Source organism: Mesorhizobium sp. STM 4661 (assembly GCF_000359125.1).
Lineage (GTDB): Bacteria > Pseudomonadota > Alphaproteobacteria > Rhizobiales > Rhizobiaceae > Mesorhizobium.
On sequence record NZ_CAAF010000086.1, the window covers coordinates 1 to 22342 of the forward strand.

Annotated in this window: 18 protein-coding genes; 16 read left to right on the forward strand and 2 right to left on the reverse strand. The window is 58.6% G+C overall.

Annotated elements, in window-relative coordinates; genetic code table 11:
- Window positions 1–108: 108 nt before the first annotated feature.
- A complete protein-coding gene (locus tag MESS4_RS30420; protein ID WP_006339770.1) occupies window positions 109–1026 on the forward strand; it encodes a hypothetical protein in 918 nt (305 codons plus the stop codon).
- A 155-nt stretch (window positions 1027–1181) separates the two neighbouring features.
- Here the strand turns inward: MESS4_RS30420 and MESS4_RS30425 are convergent, their stop codons facing one another.
- Window positions 1182–2369 (reverse strand): 2Fe-2S iron-sulfur cluster-binding protein, encoded by a 1188-nt coding sequence (locus MESS4_RS30425; RefSeq protein ID WP_157385709.1) that lies wholly within the window; start codon window positions 2367–2369, stop codon window positions 1182–1184.
- A gap of 221 nt (window positions 2370–2590) precedes the next feature.
- Between MESS4_RS30425 and MESS4_RS30430 the strand changes: the two genes are divergently transcribed.
- From MESS4_RS30430 to MESS4_RS30460, 7 genes are all read left to right on the forward strand, one after another.
- On the forward strand, window positions 2591–3580 hold the full coding sequence (locus MESS4_RS30430; RefSeq protein ID WP_006339778.1) for a quinone oxidoreductase: 990 nt from the start codon (window positions 2591–2593) through the stop codon (window positions 3578–3580).
- A 140-nt stretch (window positions 3581–3720) separates the two neighbouring features.
- Window positions 3721–4830 (forward strand): ABC transporter substrate-binding protein, encoded by a 1110-nt coding sequence (locus MESS4_RS30435; RefSeq protein ID WP_157385710.1) that lies wholly within the window; start codon window positions 3721–3723, stop codon window positions 4828–4830.
- A gap of 185 nt (window positions 4831–5015) precedes the next feature.
- Window positions 5016–6365, forward strand: coding sequence for an ABC transporter permease (locus MESS4_RS30440; RefSeq protein WP_006339782.1), 1350 nt, complete (start codon window positions 5016–5018; stop codon window positions 6363–6365).
- 8 nt (window positions 6366–6373) lie between these two features.
- Complete coding sequence (locus MESS4_RS30445) at window positions 6374–7198, forward strand: ABC transporter permease (protein WP_036242616.1); 825 nt, start codon at window positions 6374–6376, stop codon at window positions 7196–7198.
- A 13-nt stretch (window positions 7199–7211) separates the two neighbouring features.
- Window positions 7212–8294 carry an ABC transporter ATP-binding protein gene (locus MESS4_RS30450; protein WP_036242617.1) on the forward strand — a complete coding sequence of 361 codons (1083 nt, stop codon included), beginning with the start codon at window positions 7212–7214 and terminating at the stop codon, window positions 8292–8294.
- 133 nt (window positions 8295–8427) lie between these two features.
- Window positions 8428–9870, forward strand: coding sequence for an aminotransferase (locus MESS4_RS30455; RefSeq protein WP_006339788.1), 1443 nt, complete (start codon window positions 8428–8430; stop codon window positions 9868–9870).
- 18 nt (window positions 9871–9888) lie between these two features.
- The gene (locus MESS4_RS30460) at window positions 9889–10935 is read left to right on the forward strand and encodes a histone deacetylase family protein (protein WP_006339790.1); all 1047 of its coding nucleotides are present in this window, start codon (window positions 9889–9891) and stop codon (window positions 10933–10935) included.
- Between the two features lie 163 nt (window positions 10936–11098).
- On the opposite strand, the gene MESS4_RS30465 is transcribed toward MESS4_RS30460, so the two are convergent.
- Window positions 11099–12538, reverse strand: a complete 1440-nt coding sequence (locus tag MESS4_RS30465) for an aldehyde dehydrogenase family protein (RefSeq protein ID WP_006339792.1) — start codon at window positions 12536–12538, stop codon at window positions 11099–11101.
- Window positions 12539–12775: 237 nt separating this feature from the next.
- Between MESS4_RS30465 and MESS4_RS30470 the strand changes: the two genes are divergently transcribed.
- The 8 genes from MESS4_RS30470 to MESS4_RS30505 all read left to right on the forward strand — a co-directional run bounded on the left by MESS4_RS30470 (window position 12776) and on the right by MESS4_RS30505 (window position 22176).
- On the forward strand, window positions 12776–13696 hold the full coding sequence (locus tag MESS4_RS30470) for a LysR family transcriptional regulator (RefSeq protein ID WP_006339794.1): 921 nt from the start codon (window positions 12776–12778) through the stop codon (window positions 13694–13696).
- 103 nt (window positions 13697–13799) lie between these two features.
- Window positions 13800–14765, forward strand: a complete 966-nt coding sequence (locus tag MESS4_RS30475; protein WP_006339796.1) for an agmatinase — start codon at window positions 13800–13802, stop codon at window positions 14763–14765.
- A 9-nt stretch (window positions 14766–14774) separates the two neighbouring features.
- Entirely contained in the window at window positions 14775–16154 is a 1380-nt protein-coding gene (locus MESS4_RS30480) for an aminotransferase class III-fold pyridoxal phosphate-dependent enzyme (protein ID WP_006339798.1), read from the forward strand.
- Complete coding sequence (locus MESS4_RS30485) at window positions 16154–16951, forward strand: enoyl-CoA hydratase/isomerase family protein (RefSeq protein WP_006339804.1); 798 nt, start codon at window positions 16154–16156, stop codon at window positions 16949–16951. The genes MESS4_RS30480 and MESS4_RS30485 overlap by 1 nt, the downstream gene beginning before the upstream one ends.
- Window positions 16952–16957: 6 nt before the next feature.
- A complete protein-coding gene (locus MESS4_RS30490) occupies window positions 16958–18508 on the forward strand; it encodes a long-chain-fatty-acid--CoA ligase (RefSeq protein WP_036242620.1) in 1551 nt (516 codons plus the stop codon).
- 96 nt (window positions 18509–18604) lie between these two features.
- Window positions 18605–19708, forward strand: coding sequence for an alcohol dehydrogenase family protein (locus tag MESS4_RS30495; RefSeq protein ID WP_006339806.1), 1104 nt, complete (start codon window positions 18605–18607; stop codon window positions 19706–19708).
- A 25-nt stretch (window positions 19709–19733) separates the two neighbouring features.
- Window positions 19734–20999: a M20 family metallo-hydrolase gene (locus tag MESS4_RS30500; protein ID WP_006339807.1), complete on the forward strand. Its 1266-nt coding sequence runs from the start codon at window positions 19734–19736 to the stop codon at window positions 20997–20999.
- A gap of 16 nt (window positions 21000–21015) precedes the next feature.
- Window positions 21016–22176, forward strand: coding sequence for an iron-containing alcohol dehydrogenase (locus MESS4_RS30505; RefSeq protein ID WP_036242622.1), 1161 nt, complete (start codon window positions 21016–21018; stop codon window positions 22174–22176).
- Window positions 22177–22342 lie beyond the last annotated feature (166 nt).

The window sequence follows — 22342 nt, forward strand, 5'->3', positions numbered from 1 at the left end:
CAACTGAGGAAAAGCCTTACAAGGGCTAGGCGCTATCCTGTTTTACAGTCGGGCGGCGTGGCGGTCTGTTGCGCCAGGTCACGAAATTCCAAGGGCATGGAGATCACGATGAAGGCACTTGTGAGAACCGCGGATGCACTGAGCGTACGCGAGGGCTATCCCATCCCACGGCCGGTGGCAGGACAGGTACTTGTGAAGGTGATGGCATTCTGCCTGGGTCGGCCGGAGTTGGATGGCGATTATACCGGGGGTGACGAAGGCCGCATTGTCGGAAGCGGCGTTGCCGGCAGGATTGTAGCGGTAGGTGAAGACGTTCCCGCCTGGCGCCTTGGCGATATCGTTATCGTCGATCCTGGGCTCGGGCGCCGCGAAGGCAGCAGCGGTCTCATGGGTATCGACCGCGATGGTGGGGCCGCCGACTACTTGGTTGCCTCTGCGCTCGATGCATGCGCCGTGACGGCCGAACTGCCGATCAACATCCTGCCGCTTCTATCGTCGCATTACAGCCAGGGCGAACGCGTGCTCACCTGGGCGCGTCTCTATTCCGGAGAGACAATTCTCGTACTCGGCGCAAATGAGGGAGCAGGTCCAGCTGCTGTCGAACTCGCAGTCGCGAGGCATGCGACCGTGCACGCCGTGGCTGAGGATTGGGCTCACAACGCTTTGGTGGCGCTCGGTGCGAAACATGTAGAAAAGTCATTGGCCGATCTGGGGCAGGTCAAGGCCAACGTCATAGCTGACTTCCGCACCACGGGCGGTTGGCGGGACTGCTCGGCCCTACTTGGGCAAGATGGGATCTATGTCTCGTCCAAGGGCGACATTGCCCGCAACTCAGCGCCGGCCATCTCGGCCCTTGACGGGCCCGACATCTTCACCATGGAAACGCTGGAACATCTGGCTCGTATGGCCGAACAGGGCAAGCTGGCGCCGAAGCCGGCCAAAGCGGTGGAATTTTGCAGCATAATGCAAGACGCCAGCGAAATCGTTTCCAAGCAGCAGCTCGGTCCGACTGTTGTCATCATGTGAGAATGAGCGCGCGATTGTCAGCCCGCGCCGGGGCGTCTCACAATGACCCATGCCAGGGCCAATGCGGACAAATCCGAAGTACGATCTCGACAGGGAACGCAGTTACGGAAAGGATCATCCTCGACGACGAGCACTTTCATCATTGCCGAACGCGACTAGGACGCGGGCGTCCAGAATACGTCCGCGTGGCAGTCCTGCCGGGCGAGACCGAGGTCCAGTAACGACTTGCGGCAGGTCTCGATCATGATGGGTGGACCGCAGAGGTAGGCCTTCATTCCCTCGCAACTGGTCAGATCCTGCCTGATAGCGTCGGCGAGAAAACCTTTGCGGCTGGCCGTTTCGCCGCTCGCGCTTGACAGCACGATCTGCGGCGGACCCCAGCCCAGATGCTTGCAAAGATGGGTGATCTCAGCTTCGCAATAGACGTCTCTTTCTGACCGAACTCCGAAAAAGACATAAGCGGTTCTTGAAACCTGATCACGGCTGAGCCAGCGGATCATCGACAGGATAGGTGCCAGCCCTGAACCTCCGGCACAGAATACTATTGGCCCAATATGCTGTTTGCGCAGATATGCCATGCCTTTTGGGCCGGAAATGATGGCTTCGTCGCCCAGCTTAAGGTCGGCATAGAGGTGTGGGCTGACTCTGCCGCCGGGAACCGCCCTTATGTGAAATTCCAGGAGGTTTGAGGTCGGCGTGTTGGCGAAGGAATAGCTTCTCGGCGGAAGCTGGGAAAATTGCACATTGGCATACTGGCCCGGAGCAAAGTCGAAGGGACGGCCGTCCTTCGCCACCATTTGCACCAAAGCGATATCATGGGTGACCCGCTCGATGGACTGCACCGTTGCCTCGACCGAACGAAAGGCCGCAGGAGGCGCTTCTTCTCGGTCAAGCAGGGCAATTTCGCAATCGCTTCGCAGCATCGAGCGGCAGCCGAGAATATAACCCTGTTGCTTCTCGTCCTCGTCCAGGGCGACATCCAGATACTGCTTCATGTCCACGGAACCGGAGATGAGAGCGCATTTGCACTCGCCGCAAACTCCGTTTCTGCAGTCTGAAGGATAGTCGTGCCCGGTGCGTATCGCCGCTTCGAGAATTGTTTCGTCGTCTTGTACGGCGATCTCGTCCGCAAATTGCTGCACGATCAGTTTGTAGGGCATCTCCACGATCCAATAATGACAGGCAGATTCAAATTCCCGGGGACGCGCAAAAAACGATTGCGCCCCTGCTGCTGAGAAAGAGCCGACGTTGCGAGTAAACGCAATTTGAACAATGCGAAGCAAGGTTTCGCTTTGCCCGATGCAAGGTTTGCCGCGGCGCAGATGACTGAGCGATCGCAACACGGGGCGGGGCCGTTTGCCCGAACTTGATCAAGCTGTCAGCCAGGCGGTGCTCGGATTTTTCAGGGAGCGAGGTGGCCTAGCCATTCAGTGCTGAAACCAAATGTTGGTTCGCACAATCATGATGGCCTGGCGGCAAGAGGTCGCGACATTCGTAGACGTCCGCGATGACCCGGCAGTGACCGGATGTCCATCTCGGTCGACGACGACAGGAGGATTTCAAAATGCCCAAGGCTCAAGTGGTTCAGATAGAGCACCATGGCCCCCCGGAGGTCATGCACTTTGCTGACCTGGAGTTGGCGTCACCGGGCCGTGGAGAAGTGACCATTCGGCAGACTGCCATAGGCTTCAATTTCATCGATATATCGCAACGCAAGGGCCTGGCGCCGCTTCTCTTGCCTAGCGGCCTCGGACATGAGGCAGTGGGGGTGGTTGAGGATCTGGATTCCTCAGTAGAGGAGTTCAAGATCGGCGATCGGGTCGCATATATGGGCGCGGGCCCAGGAGCCTACGCGACATTCAGGACCGTCAACGCCGAAAAGCTGGTTACCGTTCCTGATGGCCTTTCGGACGAGGTGATCGCCGCCCACTTATTCAAAGGTCTGACGGCGCAGTATCTGATACAAAAAACGTTCCCGGTGCGGAAGGGGCATCTGGTGCTCCTGCACGCCGCTGCCGGCGGTGTCGGCTCCATACTGGCGAGTTGGGCCAGTAAGCTTGGGGCAACCGTCATCGGGACGGTCGGATCGGACGAGAAATGTTCGTTGGCGAAAGCCAACGGATGTGCGTTCGCTGTCAACTATTCGAGAAAAGGCTGGGAGGACGAAATTCTCGCATGGACCGGAGGTACCAAGGTCGACGCAGTCTTCGATTCAGTAGGCAAAGACACATTCCTGTCTTCGCTGGATCTGACCACTCCTTTCGGAACTGTCATTGTCTTTGGCATGGCATCCGGACCGGCCCCGGCGATCGAACCTGAACTCTTGAACCGCAAAGGCTGTCTCTTCCTGACGAGGCCTTCCATTTTTCCGCACAACGCGGCAGCGGTGCAATTTCGGGAGAACGCCGCAAACCTGTTTAAGGCCATGTCGGACGGAATGTTCGATACCAATTCCTACTCCCGGTTCGACTTGACCCAGGTTCATGATCTGCATCGGGCCGTCGAAGCGCGCGAGGTATCTGGTCCTGCTGTAATTATTCCCCGAATTCCCTAAAGCACGTATCACGGACGGTCGCACGTTTGTGGCTCGATCGGGCGCCAACCTGCTTGGGCAACATAACTTATCTCCAGAACACCATGACAACCCTGGTTTCCCGCCCGAGGACATCCGAACCAAGGTTCGCCCAAATCCGATTGAATGTACCCGAACTTGGGCACATTGTTTTCCCAACAACAACAACCAATGGGAACATAAAAATGTCGTACAAGTTGAAATTGGGTTTCGTCGCTGCGATCGCGCTGGCCGCTCAGGCGCTTCAGGCGGCCGCGGCCGACAGCATCACCATTGCGGAGTGGGGCGGTGCCTCTCAAGCCGCTGACCGCGCTGCGTTCTTCGAGCCGTTCACCAAGGAAACCGGTATCAAGGTTGTCGACGACGTCTGGCAGGGGGACCTTTCGACGATCCTTAGCCAGGTGCAGACGAAGTCCTACAAATGGTCGCTGGTGAGAGGGGAGACCGCGCTCGTCAAGCGCGGCTGCGAACAGGGCATTCTGGAAAAATTCGATGCCTCCATCGTTGGCACCGCCAAGGACTATCTTCCGGGCGCTTTCGAGCCCTGCGGTGTTGCCTATGCGACCTTTTCGACGAATATCGCCTACAACGCAGACAAGCTGAAGGACAATCCCCCGACATCCGTCAAGGATTTCTTCGATCTCAAGAAATATCCCGGCAAGCGCGGGATTCGTCGCGACCCGCGCTATGCAATAGAGCTTGCTCTGCTGGCTGATGGTGTTGCCGCCAAAGACCTTTACAAGGTCATGCGCACCCCTGAAGGGATCGACCGCGCCTTTAAAAAGCTGGATACGATCAAGGACCAGGTCGTCTGGTGGGAATCGGGTTCGCAGCCGCCACAGCTTCTGGCCGATGGCGAGGTGACGATGTCGACTGTGTGGGGCAACCGGATCGTTGCAGCCCGGAAGGACGGCAAGAACCTGCAGATACTCTGGGACTACCCCGGCCTCGACTACGACTGGTTCATCATGCCCAAGGCCTCTCCGGACGCTGCGAACGGCATGAAGTTCATCAAGTTTATCAGCGAACCGAAGAACGCCGCAAAACTGAGCGAAGTGGCGCCGTTCGGGCCGGTTCTGAAAGCCGCGATACCGCTGGTCGGCAAAGAGTATGCGGACAGCCTGCCGACAAGTCCGAAAAACAGCAAGAACGCCTTTGCGTTCGACTCCGAGTTCTATGCCGACAATCAGGAAGACCTTCTGGTTCGGCTGACCAACTGGCTCCAGAAATAGCCATCTTCCAGGGCCACTGTCCCTCTAAGGGGCGTGGCCCTTTTTGGTTTGATGCGGGAGTGTCGCAACACTGGCGTGTCGCCGGTCATGGACGACGGTTCAAGCAGTTTGTTAGGCGCCGATTGCGCCGCCCGATGCTGCTCCGCGCAGCAATGATCAAGCCGTGAAAGTCGAGGATCAGTCCGATGTCAGCGACCTCGTTTCCCGCGGAAGCCGAGCAGGTTTTGCAACCCGCACAGCTTCATCGCGCGGTGAAAAAGTCAGGCCGAAAGCGCAGGTTAGTGTCTCTTGCGCTGTTCGGCCCGCTACTGGCCTTCGTTCTCGTCTTTTTCATATTCCCGATCCTGTCCTTCATGGCATTGGCTTTTCACAACGACGAGGTGAAGACCGGCTTCCCATTGACGTCGCAAGCCATCCAAAGTTGGAACGGCATTGGCACCCCGTCTGAGCAGGTGTTTGAAGCGCTGGCCCAAGACCTGCGTGAAAGCTCGAACCCGGAAGCAGTTACGATCGCTGCTGCACGCCTGAACTTCGATGTCATCGGCTTCCGCTCGCTGATAGTGTCCACGGCGTCCGGATTGCGTCAGGCGGCAGATGCGACGTCCAAGCCAGCACAAGAGGAGAGCGTACCAGACGGGTTTTCCATCTTCGGCAACGCCACTGCGGAAGACAGTTCGCAAGCAGCCGCAGGCCTTGGAACGCCGAAGCAGCAACTCATATCCATTGACCCCCGCTGGGAGGAGACGCGCTATTGGGCTGCCCTGAAGCGGGGCACGTGGGCGGTTACTCCCCTCTATATTCTGGCGGCGTTGGATTTGCGCACGGCTGACGACGGCTCCATCGAATGGGCATCTCCCGACCGCCAGATCTACCTCACTCTGATTGGAAGGACGTTCTTTGTCAGTGCCATCGTCACGCTGATTTCGATTGCCCTTGGCTTTCCCGTCGCACGGTTTATCAGCACTCAGCCTCCAAGCCGGGCCAACCTATTCATGTTCCTGGTGCTGGTGCCTCTGTGGACGTCGATTCTGGTTCGAACCACGGCGTGGGTTGTCCTTCTCCAGGGCGAGGGGCTTCTCAATGACATCATAGTGAAACTCGGCCTTTCGGCTACGCGTCTTCCCCTGATCCACAACAGGTTCGGCGTGTACGTGGCGATGGTCCACATCTGTCTGCCATTCATGGTTTTGCCGCTCTACAGCGTGATGAAGTCGGTTCCATCGTCCTATACCCGTGCCGCGGCGTCCTTGGGCGCGGCACCACTGCGTGTCTTTTTCAAAGTCTATCTGCCCCTGGTTTTCCCTGGGGTGGCGGCAGGCGCGCTCCTCGTTTTCATAATGGGGCTCGGCTTCTATGTGACGCCGGCGCTTGTTGGTGGACCGCGCGACCAAATGCTCAGCTATTTCATTGCTGCCGCCATCAGCCGAGACTTGAACTGGGGTCTGGCCGCGGCATTAAGCATCATTCTGGTCGTCATCGTCATCGTCACGCTCTTTGTTCTTAGACGGTTTTCGTCAACAGCCTTCACGCGTTGAGGAACGAAATGGTAAACACCTCCCTCGAAAGAGCATCCAATCTGGCGGTGGCAGTCGTCAGTCTGCTGGTGTTGTTGTTCCTGATTGTTCCGCTGCTTGTCGCGATCCCACTCTCGTTCAATCTTGAGCCTTATTTCACCTACCCGATGCCCGGCTACTCACTGAGGTGGTATGCCGAAATATTTGGCAGCAGTGCCAACGGTGTCGCATGGCATGCGGCGTTCGCCAACAGCCTGTTTATCGGCTTGTGCGCGTGTGCCGTGGCCACGGTGTTGGGCACCATGGCGAGCTTCGGCCTCAACCGCGAGGATGTGCCTTTCCGCGGCCTGGTTCAGGGCTTGCTGCTGTCTCCCCTGGTTGTTCCAGTGGTCGTGTTCGCTACCGGCTCGGTCTACTTTTTTGCGCGATTGTCCCTGGTCGGAACGTACACCGGCCTCATCATCGCCCACGCGCTGCTCGGGGTGCCCTACGTCGTCATCACGGTCACAGCCGCGCTGAGCGGCTTTGACAACAATCTTTACAGGGCCGGCGTCAGCCTTGGCGCGACACCGCTTTCGGTCTTCCGTAGAGTCGTCTTGCCGCTGATCGCGCCGGGCGTCGCATCAGGTGCAGTCTTTGCATTTGTCGTCTCGTGGGACGAGATCATCGTTACGCTTTTCCTGGCCTATCCGGAACAGCATACGGTTCCGCGCAGGCTCTGGGCGGGTGTAAACGAACAGCTTAGCCCTGTCGTCATCGCAGCCTCCACGATCCTTTTCATCATCACGCTGGGCCTTCTCTTCGCGACGGAATATCTCCGCAGGCGAAACGAACGGCTTCTTGGCAGCGCATAGCGAGGACACAAAGATGAGCGGCCAATTCGATCCCTTCCTTCAATTTATCGATGTGCAGAAGGCATACGACAGCACCACCATGGTGGTGAAATCGCTCAACCTGAACGTTGCCAATGGCGAATTTCTAACGCTTCTCGGCCCCTCCGGTTCGGGCAAGACCACGACGCTGATGATGCTGGCAGGGTTCGAGGAGCCGACGAGCGGTGAAATAAGGCTTCAGGGGCGTTCGATGAATGGCATTCCCCCGCACAAACGCGGCGTGGGTATGGTCTTTCAGAACTACTCCCTGTTCCCCCATATGACCGTAGGGGAGAACCTTGCTTTCCCGCTGCAGGCGCGCGGCATGAACAAGGCTGAGCAGACGACCCGGATCCGAACCGCGCTTGACATGGTGAAGCTCGGCGCTTTCGCGGACCGGCGCCCGGGCCAGCTTTCCGGTGGCCAACAGCAACGCGTTGCCTTGGCGCGAGCCCTTGTCTTCGAGCCCGAACTCGTGCTGATGGATGAACCACTTGGCGCGTTGGACAAACAGCTGCGAGACCATATGCAGCTTGAAATCAAGCATCTGCATGACCGTATCGGGGTAACGGTGGTCTATGTGACCCACGATCAGACCGAAGCTTTGGTCATGTCTGACCGTATCGCCGTCTTCAACGAAGGCCGTATTCAGCAGATCGCGCCGCCGGCGGAAATCTATCAAAACCCGGAAACGGATTTCGTCGCCCAGTTCATCGGCGAGAACAACCGGATTGAGGCTACCATAAAGCAGGTGAGCGGGAACCAGTGCCAGCTAGTCCTGAAGGACGGTGCCAACGTGTTGGCAAACTCGCCTCGCAAAGCCGAAGCAGGAGAGGCCCGCGTTCTGTCGGTGCGACCCGAAATGATCGTCGTGGGTCCCGATGCGCACGAACTGGCTAACAGCTACGAAAGCAAGGTGCGCGAGATCGTTTATCTGGGAGATCACGTGCGCGTCATTCTTGGGTTCGGCGGGATCGACGATCTTTCGATCAAACTGACGCACCGACGGGCAGCCAAGCTTTCTGTCGGCGATCATGTGCGTTTCGGGTGGAAGCCCGAAGACTGTAGGGCCCTCTAAGTCTCTGCTTCGGCAAGCGGTCAAACCCATCTCTCCCACTGAGGCGCGCCGGAGCAATTGGCGATCGTGCGCAGGGACGGCAGAGTAGCAGGCAAGTCTCTGCCCGCAGGAAATCAGTACGAGGAATAGTTAAATGCAGATTGATACTGTTGTTCATTCGCACAACAGGTTCGCGCTCAATGACGAGGAAACGGCCGAAGTTTCGCGGGCAGACCGGGATCACTATACGCATGCTTGGCCGTCCTTCCGCTCTGCCTCGCAAACCGATTCCCTGGTCATAACCGGCGGGGAGGGCGCGTACGTGTTCGATGCCGCTGGCCGGCGCTATCTGGACGGCATGGGCGGGCTCTGGTGCGTGAACATGGGGTATGGGCGTGACGAGATTTGCGATGCGGTGGCCGAGCAGATGCGACGCCTACCTTACTACAATCCCACCGATGGGTTGGCGAATGTGCCGGCAGTGCGCCTTGCGGAAAAAATAGCATCCCTGGCGCCGGGCGAGCTCAATCACGTCTTCTTCACCTGCGGCGGGTCGACCGCAAACGACTCTGCCGTCAGGCTGGTCCAGTTCTATCAGAGCGTTCGTGGAAAACCCGACAAGCGATTCATAGTCACGCGCCTGCGAGCCTACCACGGCAGCACCATCATGACGGCATCGATGGGGGGCAATCCTCGCGAGCGCAGTCCGCACCTGCGCTACGTAACGGACATCATCCGGCAGGTCTCATGCCCCAATCCCTATCGCCGTCCCGACGGAATAAGTGAGTCCGAGTTTTGCGATTTCCTTGTCGATGAGTTGCGTGCGACGATTTTGGAACTGGGGCCTGAGAATGTCGCCGCCTTCTTTGCCGAGCCGATCCTGGGTTCGGGAGGTGTGATCGTACCTCCGGATGACTATAATTTCAGAACTTGGCAGCTTTGCAAGGAGTACGACATCCTCTACGTTGCCGACGAGGTGATCACCGCCTTTGGCCGGCTTGGGCATTTCTTCGCATCGAAAGACATGTTCGGGATCGAGCCCGATATTATCACATTTGCCAAGGGCATCACGTCCGGATACCAGTCCCTTGGTGGGTTCGTTTTTTCGGACAGCATCCACAAGGTGCTGGTCGAAGCGGAGCCTCAGGCACTTTTCGTGAACGGTTATACCTACACGGGTCATCCGGCCGCGTGCGCGGCCGCCCTTGCGAATATCGCTTTGATGGAAAGGGAAGACATCTGCACTCACGTACGCAGCGAGGGCGTGTACTTTGAAAAGAAGATGCGCGAGCTCGCAGACCTGCCCCTGGTTGGTGATGTCAGAGGCAGCCATTTCATGATCTGCATCGAGAGCGTGCAGGACCGGTCCACAAAGGAGCCGTTCAGTCCTTCTGTCGCAGTAGGCGATCTCATCGCCAGGAATGCTGGACAACTTGGCCTCATCGTCAGACCCCTGGGAAGCATGAACATCATCTCGCCCCCCCTCGTGCTCAGCCACAGCCAAATCGACGAGTTTGCGCGGCTGATGCGGGAAGCGATTGTTCTTACGCAAGATCAGCTCGTGGCATCGGGTGACCTTCGGATTACCTCAGCGTGATGGGTTCGAGATTGTAAGATGCAGATTTTCTATTCAGACGCTCACTTAGGGCACACGGATCGTGTCGAGCCGTTGGGCAGCCGTATTGTGCCTGTGTCGGAAGTGCCCGAAAGGGCGACAGCGATCCTTGAAGCGGTGACTGCGCGTGGCCTGGGTGAAATCGCCCGGCCGCGCGATTTTGGCCTGGCGCCCATCCATGCCGTCCATCCGCCACGCTACGTCGAGTTCCTCGCGGCGGCTTGGCGACTATGGGCGGCACAGGGGCGTAGCGAGCCTCTTCTTCCAAATTTCTGGCGAGCCAGAATCCCAGGGATCAACCCTGGCGCGGACATCTATCAGATGGTCGACTACTATTCCGGCGATCCGGGCACCTGCCTGGTCGAGGGCAGCTGGAACGCGATTCTGGCGTCGGCGAATTGCGCCGCCACGGCAGCCGAGATCGTTGCAGGCGAGGGCAGTGTTGCGTTTGCCCTTTGCCGCCCGCCTGGGCATCACGCCGGACAAGATCGTATGCGCGGCTCTTGCTACCTCAACAACGCGGCCATTGCCGCGCGCCGCCTGGGCCGCGAGGGAGCGCACAAGGTGGCGATAGTTGACATTGACTACCATCATGGAAACGGCACGCAGGAAATCTTTTATGAGTCCAGCGACGTCCTGACATGCAGCATCCATGCCGATCCAACCCTCGACTACCCTTTCTATGCCGGCTTTGCTGACGAGATGGGCAAGGGCGGGGGGAAAGGGTTCAATTTGAACCTTGTGCTCCCGCGTGGCGCTGCTTTCGCGCAGTGGTCGGTCGCGCTAGCCGCCTGTCTGCAGCGCGTCAGGGACTTCGACGCAGACGCGCTGGTGATAGCCCTGGGGGTCGACACCTACAAGGACGAGCAGAACCCCCCATGCTACTTCAGGCTCGAGAGCGAAGACTATTTCAGCGTCGGCAAATCCTTGGGCAAACTCAATCTTCCCACAGTGATCACGATGGAGGGTGGTTACAATCTCGATGCCGTCGGAACAAACGTCGCGAATTTTCTTCAAGGCTTTGTCGCTTGTAATCGGCTCGCGTAGCCGTCCGTGATTGTTTGACGAAAGATAGATCGCCGTTCGGGTTTCCTTTAAGCCGCGGATCGCTAGCCGAGGACGGCAAGCGACCATCTGCCGTTTCAGGCCAAGTCCAGGTTCCAATTTATAACGTCTGGCCATAGCCTGGAGAGCTGGTCCTGGAACTTGCCTAGCTTGCCACCCTTTCTGGAAGGCCGAAAATCGACTTGATTTCCAAGTAATCTTCAAATCCGAATTTCCCCTGCTCCCTGCCGTTTCCGGATTGCTTGTAGCCTCCGAAAGGTGCCGATGCGGTCAAGGGGGCGCCATTGATGTGCACCATTCCGGCCCTGATGCGCCGGGCAACCTTCTCGGCTCTTAACAAGTCTCCGGACGAAACGGCGGCCGAAAGGCCATATGGCGTGTCGTTGGCGATCGCAATGGCCTCTTCGTCGTCACGGAATCCTATGATCGACAGGACCGGTCCGAATATCTCCTCACGCGAGATCTTCATGTCGGGCTTCACATGACCGAAAACGGTGGGTCGGACAAAATAGCCGCGACCGATGCCGGCCGGCCGGCCCATTCCGCCGGCCGCCAACTCGGCACCTTCCTCGATTCCGGACGCGATGAGGGTCTGAACCTTCTGGAACTGGATTGCGTTGGCGAGAGGGCCAATCTGCGTTGCGGCAGATGTGGGATCGCCCACGACCAGCGCCTCGGCCACTTTCGAAGCGATCCGCATTGCGTCTTGCATGCGCTCGGCAGGAACCAGCAGGCGAGTGGGGGCTGTGCAGGTCTGTCCGGAATTGTTGAAGCAACGTCTGGCCCCCTTGGCGACCGCATCCTCGAAATCGGCGTCGTCGAGGATGATGTTGGGGGACTTTCCTCCAAGTTCCTGCGAAATGCGCTTGACGGTCGGAGCTGCGTTCTGAGCCACGAGAATTCCGGCACGCGTGGAGCCGGTGAACGAGACCATATCGATCCCGGGGTGACGTGCGATGGGCTCGCCCACGCCAGGTCCGTCGCCATTCACCAAATTGAATACGCCTGCCGGATAGCCCGCCTCATCGATCATTTCCGCAATCAGCAAAGCCGACAGCGGCGAGATCTCGCTCGGCTTGAGGACCACGCTACAGCCAACTGCCAGGGCGGGAGCCAACTTGGCCAGCACCTGATTTGCCGGCCAGTTCCACGGCGTGATCAAGCCGCAAACACCAATCGGTTCGCGGGTCACCCTGGCCGCCGCCAACTGCTCGTCGAACCGAAAGCTCCTTAAGATTTCCAGGCCCTCAACCAGATGGTCAAGTCCAGATGGCGCCTGAGCCATCCTAGCCCAACTGATCGGCGCCCCCATTTCCAGGCTAATCGCTTCAGCAAGGTCTTCCGTACGTTTGCGGTAGATTTCGATGAAGCGCTCCAGCAGCCGGACACGCTCTTCGACGCTGGTTCGAGAAAATGTCGCAAATGCCCTTCGAGCGGCAGCGACCGCCACATCGACGTCGGCTTCGGAGCCCAGCGCGATGACGGCAATCTTTTCCTCGGTCGCCGGATTGATGACGTCAAACGGCCGCGGCCTCACCGGGGCCACCCATTTTCCGTCGATGTAGAAGTTGGTCGCGTGCTTCATGTCGGCGGTTCCTTCCTGTTGCGCAGGAACCTATTTCGCCGCTATTGGAAACGATATTGGGAATGTCGCATATCGATTTCGGAAAAAGTCCATTCAGGGCGGGTTTCCCGGGGAAGCAAATCCTCTCGAGTCTGCCCGCTTCGGCTCGAGCTTCGCCCATCCCGGTCGGGTAGGCCTCAATAGCCATTTGCTACGATTTCCACTATTTTCGGCGACAAGGACGAGAAGGAATACCGGATGTCGAAGCTGAAGCAATTGAGCGACCTTGATCTCAAGCTCCTTCGGGTCTTTGTCGTGATTGTCGAACAGGGCAGCTTTGCCGCGGCTCAAGGACAGCTCAACATCTCCCAGTCGGTGTTGAGCGAAAACCTCAAATCACTCGAGATCAGATTGGGCATCCGGTTGTGCGATCGCGGGCCGGGCGGCTTCCGAGTCCTGCCTGAGGGCAAGGACGTCTATGCCGCAGCAAAACGCCTCTTTTTGGCTGTTGACGATTTCAAGTTCGATTTGGCGAGTGTGGGGGACGGACTTTCGGGCGAGTTGGCGCTGGCACTGGAGGATGACGTTATCGTCAATCCGGCATCGCGAATTCCGGAGGCCTTGAAGGAATACGTAAACTCATACGGACGCCGGATAAAGCTCAAAATCGAGATAATGGCCGGCTTCCAGGTCTTGAGCAAAGTTGCTGACGGCACCGCACAGATCGGCATAACCGTGGCGGTAGACAGAACGCGGCTTCGGGGAATCCAATCAATTCCCCTTTTCAAAGAGACTCTGCGTTTATACTGTAGCGAGGGTCACGAGTTATACTCAGACAATAGTCCTCTGGCGCAGGAGAAGATACGTGAATATCATTATTCCAGTCGCGGTCATCTTGAGCCGGAGAATTTCGCTGGCACCCTGAAGGCAGGAGACACCGAAGACATCGGATTGGGAGCGCAAGCTCAGCTGGCACTGATCCTATCCGGGCGCAACGTGGGATACGTACCGGATTACATCGCCGCTCCATACGTTGTTTCGGGAAAATTGAAGCAAATTGGCGAGGTAAGCTCGGAGAATGACGTGGTAGCTGCCGTGAGGTCCAAGAACTCTGGTTTGAAGCCGATCGAGCAGTTGGTCCGAGTGCTTGAAAGGGTTCACGGCAAGCAGCAGAAATAGGGTCGGCGTGTCCTCATAAGGGCGAAACAAAGTTCGCCCGTTGCGTATAGTGAGTGCGCTTTTCTGGGCGCATCATTCCCCTTCGAAAGAAGAGGATACAGCCGTGCTCCAGAAACGTCCCTTCGTCGGGCCAGTAGATTCACTCCAAGTTCCTCGTTTTGCCGGCATATCTACGTTTATGCGGCTACCGCACCTGCCAGATGGCGCTGATGTGGATATCGGCATCGTCGGGGTGCCCTTCGATTTTCCGACGAACCGCGGTGGCACGAGGCACGGCCCGTCCCAGGTTCGGGAAATGTCGCGCCTTATAAGACGCTTTCCAGCGGGAGGCGGGGAGTCGCCATACGACATTTGTACCATCGCAGATCTCGGCGATGCTCCGTTCAATCCTCTGGATGCCCAGAGCGCCGTTGAAGGCATTTCAGCGTACTTCAGCGTCTTGGCCGAGAAAGGCATTACCCCCGTGGTCTGCGGTGGCGATCACGGAGTGACCTATTTCGTGCTGCGCGGGACGGTCACGACGAGCCCGGTCGGCTTTATCCAGTTCGACGCCCATCCAGACACCAACGACGAGCTTTACGGAGATCGCTACAACCACGGCACATTGCTGGCGCGAGGGGTCGAGGAAGGACTGATAGACCCCAAGCGCGCCGTGACGATAGGGCTTCGAGGCTCGCGCTTTAGCCGTGAGGACCGCGCATTCAACGAAAAGCACGGCATGCGGGTCATAGATTTCGATGAGTTTGAAGCGATGGGCCGCGCGGCTGTCATCGACGAAATCAAGCGCATCGTCGGGAGCGGCCCCACCTATCTGACATTCGATATCGACGTACTCGATTCCGCCTACGTGCCGGGAACCGGGTCGCCCGAGCCGGGCGGTCTGACAATGCGCGACGCCCAGGTCGTCGTTCGTGGCCTCGAAGGACTGGACCTCATAGGAGCCGACATGTGCGAGGTATCGCCACCACTTGACCCACAAGGCGTCACGGCCCTCAACGGAGCCAACATCCTGTTCGAGCTGTTGTGCATAGTTGCGCCGGCCGTCTCGAAACGTTTAGCCAAGCGCTGAGGATCTCATATGCTCTCGACGGATTTGAAGCGCCCGGCACGCGGCGGCGCGCAGGACCTGTTCTACTCGCAAGCCAACACCAAGGGCCTTCCCACGATCGTCCGTGGCGATGGCGTCTACATCTTCGACGACAAGGGAAACCGGTTCCTGGATGTAATTTCGGGAGCCATGGCCGCTTCCTTGGGGCAAGGCAACGAACGCGTTCTCAAGGCAATGTACGACCAGGGGATGAAGCACACCTTCTCCTACGTCAGGGTCAGCCGCCATTTGCCGAATGCCGTCCTTACCGAGAAAGTGGCCGCGCTGGCCGGACCGGGTTTCGAGCGGGTGCACCTGTCGTCGGGAGGGTCGGAATCGGTTGAAATGGCGATAAAGTTCCTTCGCCAGTACAGCTACGCCAAGGGCAACAAAGCGAAGACTAAAGTCATTACCCTCATGCCCTCCTACCATGGCGGGACACTGGCGACGATCGGCTGGACCGGAGACGAGGATGCCGCAGCCGTCTGGGGACCGATGGCCGTGTTCGGCGAGAAAATACCGGCGCCACTTTCTTATCGCCCGCCGTTCGGATCCACATCCGAAGAAGGGGCGCTTGGCGTTGCGGCGGCACTTGAGGCCAAGATCGTGGAACTCGGCGCGGAAAACGTGCTCGCATTCATGATGGAGCCGATCGGCGGTCAATCGACCGGCGCCAATGTCCCCCATCCGATCTTCTTCTCAGAGGTCCACCGGATCTGCCGGAAATACGGCGTGTTCCTGGTTTTCGACGAGATCGTCAGCGCTTGCCGCTCAGGAAAATTTCTGGCGGCGCATCATTATCCGGACTGCAAGCCGGACGTGGTCATTACGGCAAAGGGCCTTGGTGCTACCTACACACCAATCGGCGCGATGATGGCATCCGCAGAGATGGTAGATGAGCTTGCCGCTCTCACGGGCTTCAATCTCTCGCACACATATAATGCCAACCCCATCACCTGTGCAGGCGCGGCGGCCGTGCTGGATGAAATGACGGAACGCAACCTGATCGCCAACGCATCCCATCTGGGTGCGAAGTTGCGCGCCCGGTTGGAGAGCATCAAGGAAAACTCACCGGTCGTGGGCGACGTTCGCGGCCAAGGCCTGATGCTGGCCATCGAATATGTTCGCGACAAACAGACCAAAGAGGTCTTCTCCGACGAAATCTATGCGAGCGACCGCATTCGCCAGATCGGCGTCGATCACGGCCTGATGCTATATTCGCGCCGGCAAAATGGCGGCCGCTATGGTGAGTGGTCTGTCGTCTGCCCGCCACTGATCATTACCGGAGAGCAGATAGACGATCTGGCGGACCGCCTGGAACGCACGCTTCGAGTCTTTGCCGACGAAATGACAAGGGCTGGTGTGCTGTGATGCGGTACGAAGAGTTTCAGTTTCTGAAATTCGATCGCCGGCCGAACGGGGTCCTTCTCGTAACCATAAATCGCCCCGAAAAGCTGAACGCCGCCAACAACGTGCTGCATCACGAGCTTGCAGAGGTTTGGCTGACGGTAAAGACCGATCCTGCGGTTCGGGTCATCGTCATCACCGGCGCGGGTCGAGCCTTCTGTGTCGGCGGCGATCTGAACGACGAAGTGGCGAAGCTCGGCAACATTGATCCTGTCATCGAGATGGGAGAACTGGCGCTGCGCATCGTCTACAACATGCTTCATCTCGATAAGCCGATCATTTCGGCCATCAACGGTCCCGCTGCAGGAGCCGGGCTTGCGGTGGCGCTAACTGCCGACATCTCCATCATCGCCGAAGATGCCCGGATCACGGATGCTCATGTGAACATTGGCGTCGCCTCCGGGGACCACGCCGTCATGCACTGGCCGCTCTACTGCGGTCTTCCGAAGGCGAAGCTGTATCTTTTGACAGCAGACCTTCTGGACGGTCGCGAAGCTGAGCGCATTGGCCTGGTCTCGATGTGCAAGCCGCTTAGCGAACTCATGGACACGGCCATGGACCTTGCCGACCGAATTGCGCGCAAGCCCCAGAGGGCCGTGCAATGGACAAAGCGTTGCCTCAACCACTGGCTGCGCCAGGCAGCGCCGATACTCGACCTTTCGGTTGCTTATGAGGGCCTCAATTTCATGGAGCCCGACGCAAAGGAAGGGCTGGAGGCTTTCCTGCAGAAACGTCAACCAAATTTTCCCTCGACGCGGTGAAACTCGATGCATGTCGCTCATTTCGTCCATCGATCAGCGGTTCGCTACCCGCAAAGACCATTGTGGTTGGGCGATGATTTCACCATCACCTATGCCGAAGGCTCTGCGCGGCTCAATCGCATTTCCAACGCGCTGCTTGCGCGGGGAAAACAGGGCGACAGGGTGGCCATCCTGTCCTCCAATCGTTTTGAAGCCTACGAAGTGTATCTCGCGGCGATGAATGCAGGCATGGCGGCGGTGCCGCTGAACCCCAAACAGCACGCGAGTGAACAACTGTTTGCGGTGTCCGATTCACAGGCCCGCTTCATGATCTTTTCCCCCGAGTTTGCAACCGTGGCCGCGTCCATTCGGCAGGGCGTGCAACAGGTCGAACATTGGATCGGGATCGACGGAACCGAGCCCGACGTCATCCCCTATCTCGCGCTCAGCGAATATGCCGACTGTTCACCACCTGCCGTGACAATCGAGCCCGATGACCTGGCGTGGCTGTTTTATACTTCAGGGACCACTGGCGTGCCCAAGGGGGCGATGGAGACCCATCGCAACCTCGTCACGATGGTTCAGCAGTTCAGGCAGGTCCTTCTCGCGGATGCTGACGAAAACGACGTCATGCTTCACCTTGCGCCAATCGCGCACGGCACGGCAAGCGTTGGGCTGGCTCACCTTGCCGTGGGCGCCGCGCAGGCCTTTCCGCTCTCGCGCAGCTTCGAACCGGACAAGGTCTTCGAAGCCATCGAGCGCTACGGTGTTACCGCAAGCTTTCTCGCCCCCACGATGGTGCAGCTGCTTTTAAAGTCTCCCAACGCCGGAAACTACAAGCTTCGCAGCCTCAAGAATGTGATCTACGGCGGCGGACCGATGTACGTCGAAGTGCTCAAGCAGGCTATCGAAACATTCGGCTGCGTGTTCAGCCAGATCTATGGCCAGGGCGAGGCACCGATGACCTGCGCGGGACTTCACAAATCCGAGCATGTGCCAACCGAATCGGCTGCCCGGCTAGGATCGGCAGGGCGCGAAATGCCGGGCGTCATGATCCGTATTGTCGACGCCGACGACAGCCCGGTAGGCGCGGACGTTCACGGCGAGATCACCGTCCGGTCGGATCTGGTCATGAAAGGCTATTGGAACCGTCCCGATGCGACCGCCGAAACCCTTCGCAACGGATGGCTCCATACGGGGGATATCGGTTATCTCGACAAGGACGGTTTTCTGTTCGTGACCGACCGGATCAAGGACATGATCATTTCGGGCGGAGCCAACATCTATCCTCGCGAGATCGAAGAAATCTTGCTGCAGCACGACGCGGTCGGAGAGGTCGCGGTCATCGGCGTTCCCGACGACCAATGGGGGGAGTCCGTCAAGGCTCTGGTTGTCTTGCGGGAGGGTCGGACAGCAACAGGCCCGGAACTTATCGAATTCTGCCGCGCGCGGATCGCCTCATATAAGAAGCCCAAATCCGTGGATTTCGTGGACGGGCTGCCCAAGAGCGCCTTTGGAAAAGTCCTCAAGCGCGAACTCCGGTCTAGCCACTGGAAGGACCAAGCCCGGAAGATCTGATTGGTCCCCACATATCCGGTGGCGCAAACGACGCAGCCGGGAAAACTGGTTTCAACATGTCGGGCCGCCATGAGCGCTTCCCAACAGGAGAGCGAAATGCACCTTCCCATGCAAATGAAAGCGATGGTCCTGACAGGACATGGCGGGCTGGACAAGCTTGAGTACAGGGACGTTCCCGTGCCCGCTCTGGCCGATGGAGACGTCCTGATAAAAGTCGCAGCCTGCGGCGTAAACAACACGGACATCAATACGCGCACGGGCTGGTATGCTCCCAGTGTTAAGACTGCCTTGACGGAAGAAATCGGCCTGCGAGGCGTTTCCGCCGAGGCGCAAGATCTTGGCAGCTGGGACCGCGCGTCGCTGCAATTTCCCCGTATACAAGGGGCAGATGCGACCGGAACGATCGTGGAGGTTGGCCCCGACGTTCCGAGATCCCGGATCGGCGAGCGGGTCATAACCGATCCCTGCATTCGGGACGCGCGCCTTCCGGCTTTGTCCCAAGGCGTCCTGTATTTCGGAAGCGAATATGACGGGGGCTATGCCCAGTATACCAAAATCCCCAGCGGCAATGCCGTAAAAATCACCAGCACGCTTTCTGATGAGGATCTTGCGAGCTTTGCCTGCTCTTACTCGACGGGCGAGGAAATGCTGGTGCGCGTCAACCTTCAGGCCGGAGAAACGGTGCTGATAACCGGGGCGTCGGGAGGCGTTGGATCAGCACTCCTGCAACTGGCCAAACGTCGTGGCGCGCGGGTTATCGCCGTCGGCGGAAAATCCAAGGAACAGGCCATTCGAGCCCTCGGCGCTGACCATTTCATCCCCCGAGAAAGAAGCGATCTGTTTGAAGCGGTCACTGAGATTGTGGGGTTGCGCGAGATCGATGCCGTTGCCGACGTGACCGGCGGCCCAACCTTCTCACAGATGTTGCGCGTTCTTCGCCGCGCTGGCCGGTATGTGTCGGCAGGCGCGATTGCGGGTCCATGCCCCGAGATCGACCTGCGTGATCTCATCTACAAGGATCTACAGATGTGGGGGGTGGGAAATCCGCAGGCGAGCACCTTCGCTGCGCTGGTCGGCTATATCGAGCGCGGTGAGATCAAGCCGCTCGTCGCAAGGACGTTTGCCCTGAGCCAACTCAGAGAGGCGCACACCGAATTCGTTTCAAAGAAGCATGTCGGAAAGATCGTTATTAAGATCTAGCTCCGAGATTGAGGGATTGTCGCGAATGCTTACTATCGACGCGCAGCGATTCATGCGGCGGCACGAGTCGCTGGCTAAATGGGGAGCGACTGGCAAAGGAGGCGTCAATCGTCCGGCCCTGAGTGCCGATGAGACGGGGGCGAGAAGGGAACTTCTCGACTGGGCAAGGACACGCGGCTTTGCAATCTACGTGGACCCGATCGGCAACCTTTTTGTGCGGCGCCAAGGGAGGTCGGCGAATGCCCTTCCCATACGAATGGGCTCTCATCTGGATAGCCAGATGCCTGGCGGCAACTATGATGGGGTGTACGGGGTTCTCGCGGCCTTCGAGGTTCTTGAGACGCTGGAGGACAACGCAGTCGCCTTCGATGCCCCGCTAGAATTGATTGTCTGGAACAACGAGGAGGGGTGTCGCTTTTCCCCTACGACCATGGGGTCGGCGGTTCATGCGGGCTCCCTGCCGCTGGAACAGGCGCTTTGTGCCGTCGACAGCGAGGGCGTCACCGTAGGCCGGGCTTTGGAGCGAAGCCTTCATCTTCTTGGATCGCTAACGCCAGTCGATCTTGGATCGCCCTGCAGCGGCTACATCGAAGCGCATATTGAGCAGGGCCCGCGGCTTGAGGCCCTGGGCCTTTCGGTCGGCGTCGTCAGCGGTATCCAGGGTATTGCGCAATTCGTATTCGAAGTTGAGGGCGAGGAGGCGCATGCAGGGACAACGCCCCGGGACAAGCGCAAGGATGCGCTGCGCGGGGCGATCAATCTCGTCGAAGACTTGGCCTTGGCAATCGAGCACGACGATGATGTGCGCTTTACGGTTGGAAAGTTCGAGGTCGCGCCGGGGGCGATCAACACCGTCCCCGCAAAGGTGGTCTTCACAGTCGACCTGCGACACCCCGACAGCGAGGAGCTTGCACGCCTGGTCCAAGTCGTCCAGGTAGTCTCCTCGAGCCTGCGTCTGCGTTGTCGAGTACATTGCCGGCAAATCCTCAATTCCCCACCGATCAAGTTCGACGCGGCGGTGACGGCGGTCATATCGGAGTCGTGCGCAAAAGCCGGCATCGACACGATGACGCTGCCGTCTGGAGCAACCCACGACGCCAAGCATATGGCGGAGCTCTGCCCGTCAGGCATGATATTCATTCCGTGCCGGGACGGCATCAGCCACAGCGATCGGGAATATGCCAGCGCGCAGGATATGATCCAGGGCGCCAACATCCTGTTGGCGTCCATCGTTCGGCTGGCCGACCTGACAAGTGTCGGCACTTCCGACCAAAAACACGAACGCGTTTAGCTGGGAGAGAGTTCTCATGTCCATGCAATCCAATTGGAGTTTCCCCACCGACGTTCGGTTTGGTGCAGGCAGAATTCGCGAGCTGCCGCAGGCCCTTCGCGACGCGGGCATCCGAAATCCGCTGTTCGTAACCGACCAGGGCCTTGCGTCTCTCCCGATTACGACGTCCACGCTCGATATCCTCCGTGACGCCGGCATGGCGGCGGCGGTGTTTTCCGACGTGCGAGCCAACCCGGTCCTGAAGGGCGTGGAGGACGGTGTACGCATGTTCCGAGAAGGCAAGCATGACGGTGTGATCGCGTTCGGCGGCGGGTCAGCGCTGGATACCGGCAAGACGATCGCTTTCATGGCGCATCAGAAAGGCACATTGTGGGATTACGACTTTCTCAACGGGTATTGGGATCGCGCCGATCCAGCCGCCATCGCGCCGTTCGTCACTGTCCCCACAACCGCCGGAACCGGCTCCGATGTGGGACGTGGGGCGATGATCACCGATGAGGCCACTCATACCAAGAAGGTGGTGTTCCATCCGCTGATGAGGGCCAAGGTTGTCGTGGCGGACCCCGAATTGACCGTAGGCATGCCTCAATTCATCACCGTTGGAACCGGGATGGACGCGCTCGCGCACTGCATAGAGTCGCTGTCAAGCGCCTACTATCATCCGATGTGCGACGCAATTGCCGTCGAAGGTGTGCGTTTGATCTTCGAAAACCTTCCGAAGGCGTATTCAAATCCAGATGACATCGAGGCCCGTGGTCACATGATGAGCGCTGCCGCGATGGGTGCTGTCGCCTTCCAGAAAGGGATGGGTGCCGTCCACGCGCTCTCGCATCCGGTCGGTGCGCTCTACGACACACATCACGGTATGACCAATGGCGTTTTCCTGCCCTATGTGATGATCGCAAATCGCTCAGCGATTGAAGACAAGATCGCACGCCTGGCGTCGTATATCGGTCTTCCAAGAACATTTGATGCGTTCCTTGAAGCTCTTATTTCGCTGCGAACGCGGCTCGGCGTACCGCACACGCTGGTCGGGTTGAAGGTGAACGGCGAGCGCCGCGACGAAATTGCCGAGATGGCGATCATCGATTCGTGCGCGCCTGAAAACCCCGTTGAACTGACACGGGAACTGGCTCTGGAAATATTCGATCGCGCCCTTGAAGGGCGCCTCAACTGACCTGTCGAGAGAGGCTCTTCTGGCGCGGCAAGTAAGCTCCGTTTGCGGCAGGAGATGAACCAAGGCGCGACAGACAACAATCGCCCAAGAGTTTGGCACGACGGCCGGAAGTAAAATGAAGGGTTGTCCAACGGCGCTGGTTGAAAAGTGCCAGCAGCATGATCTT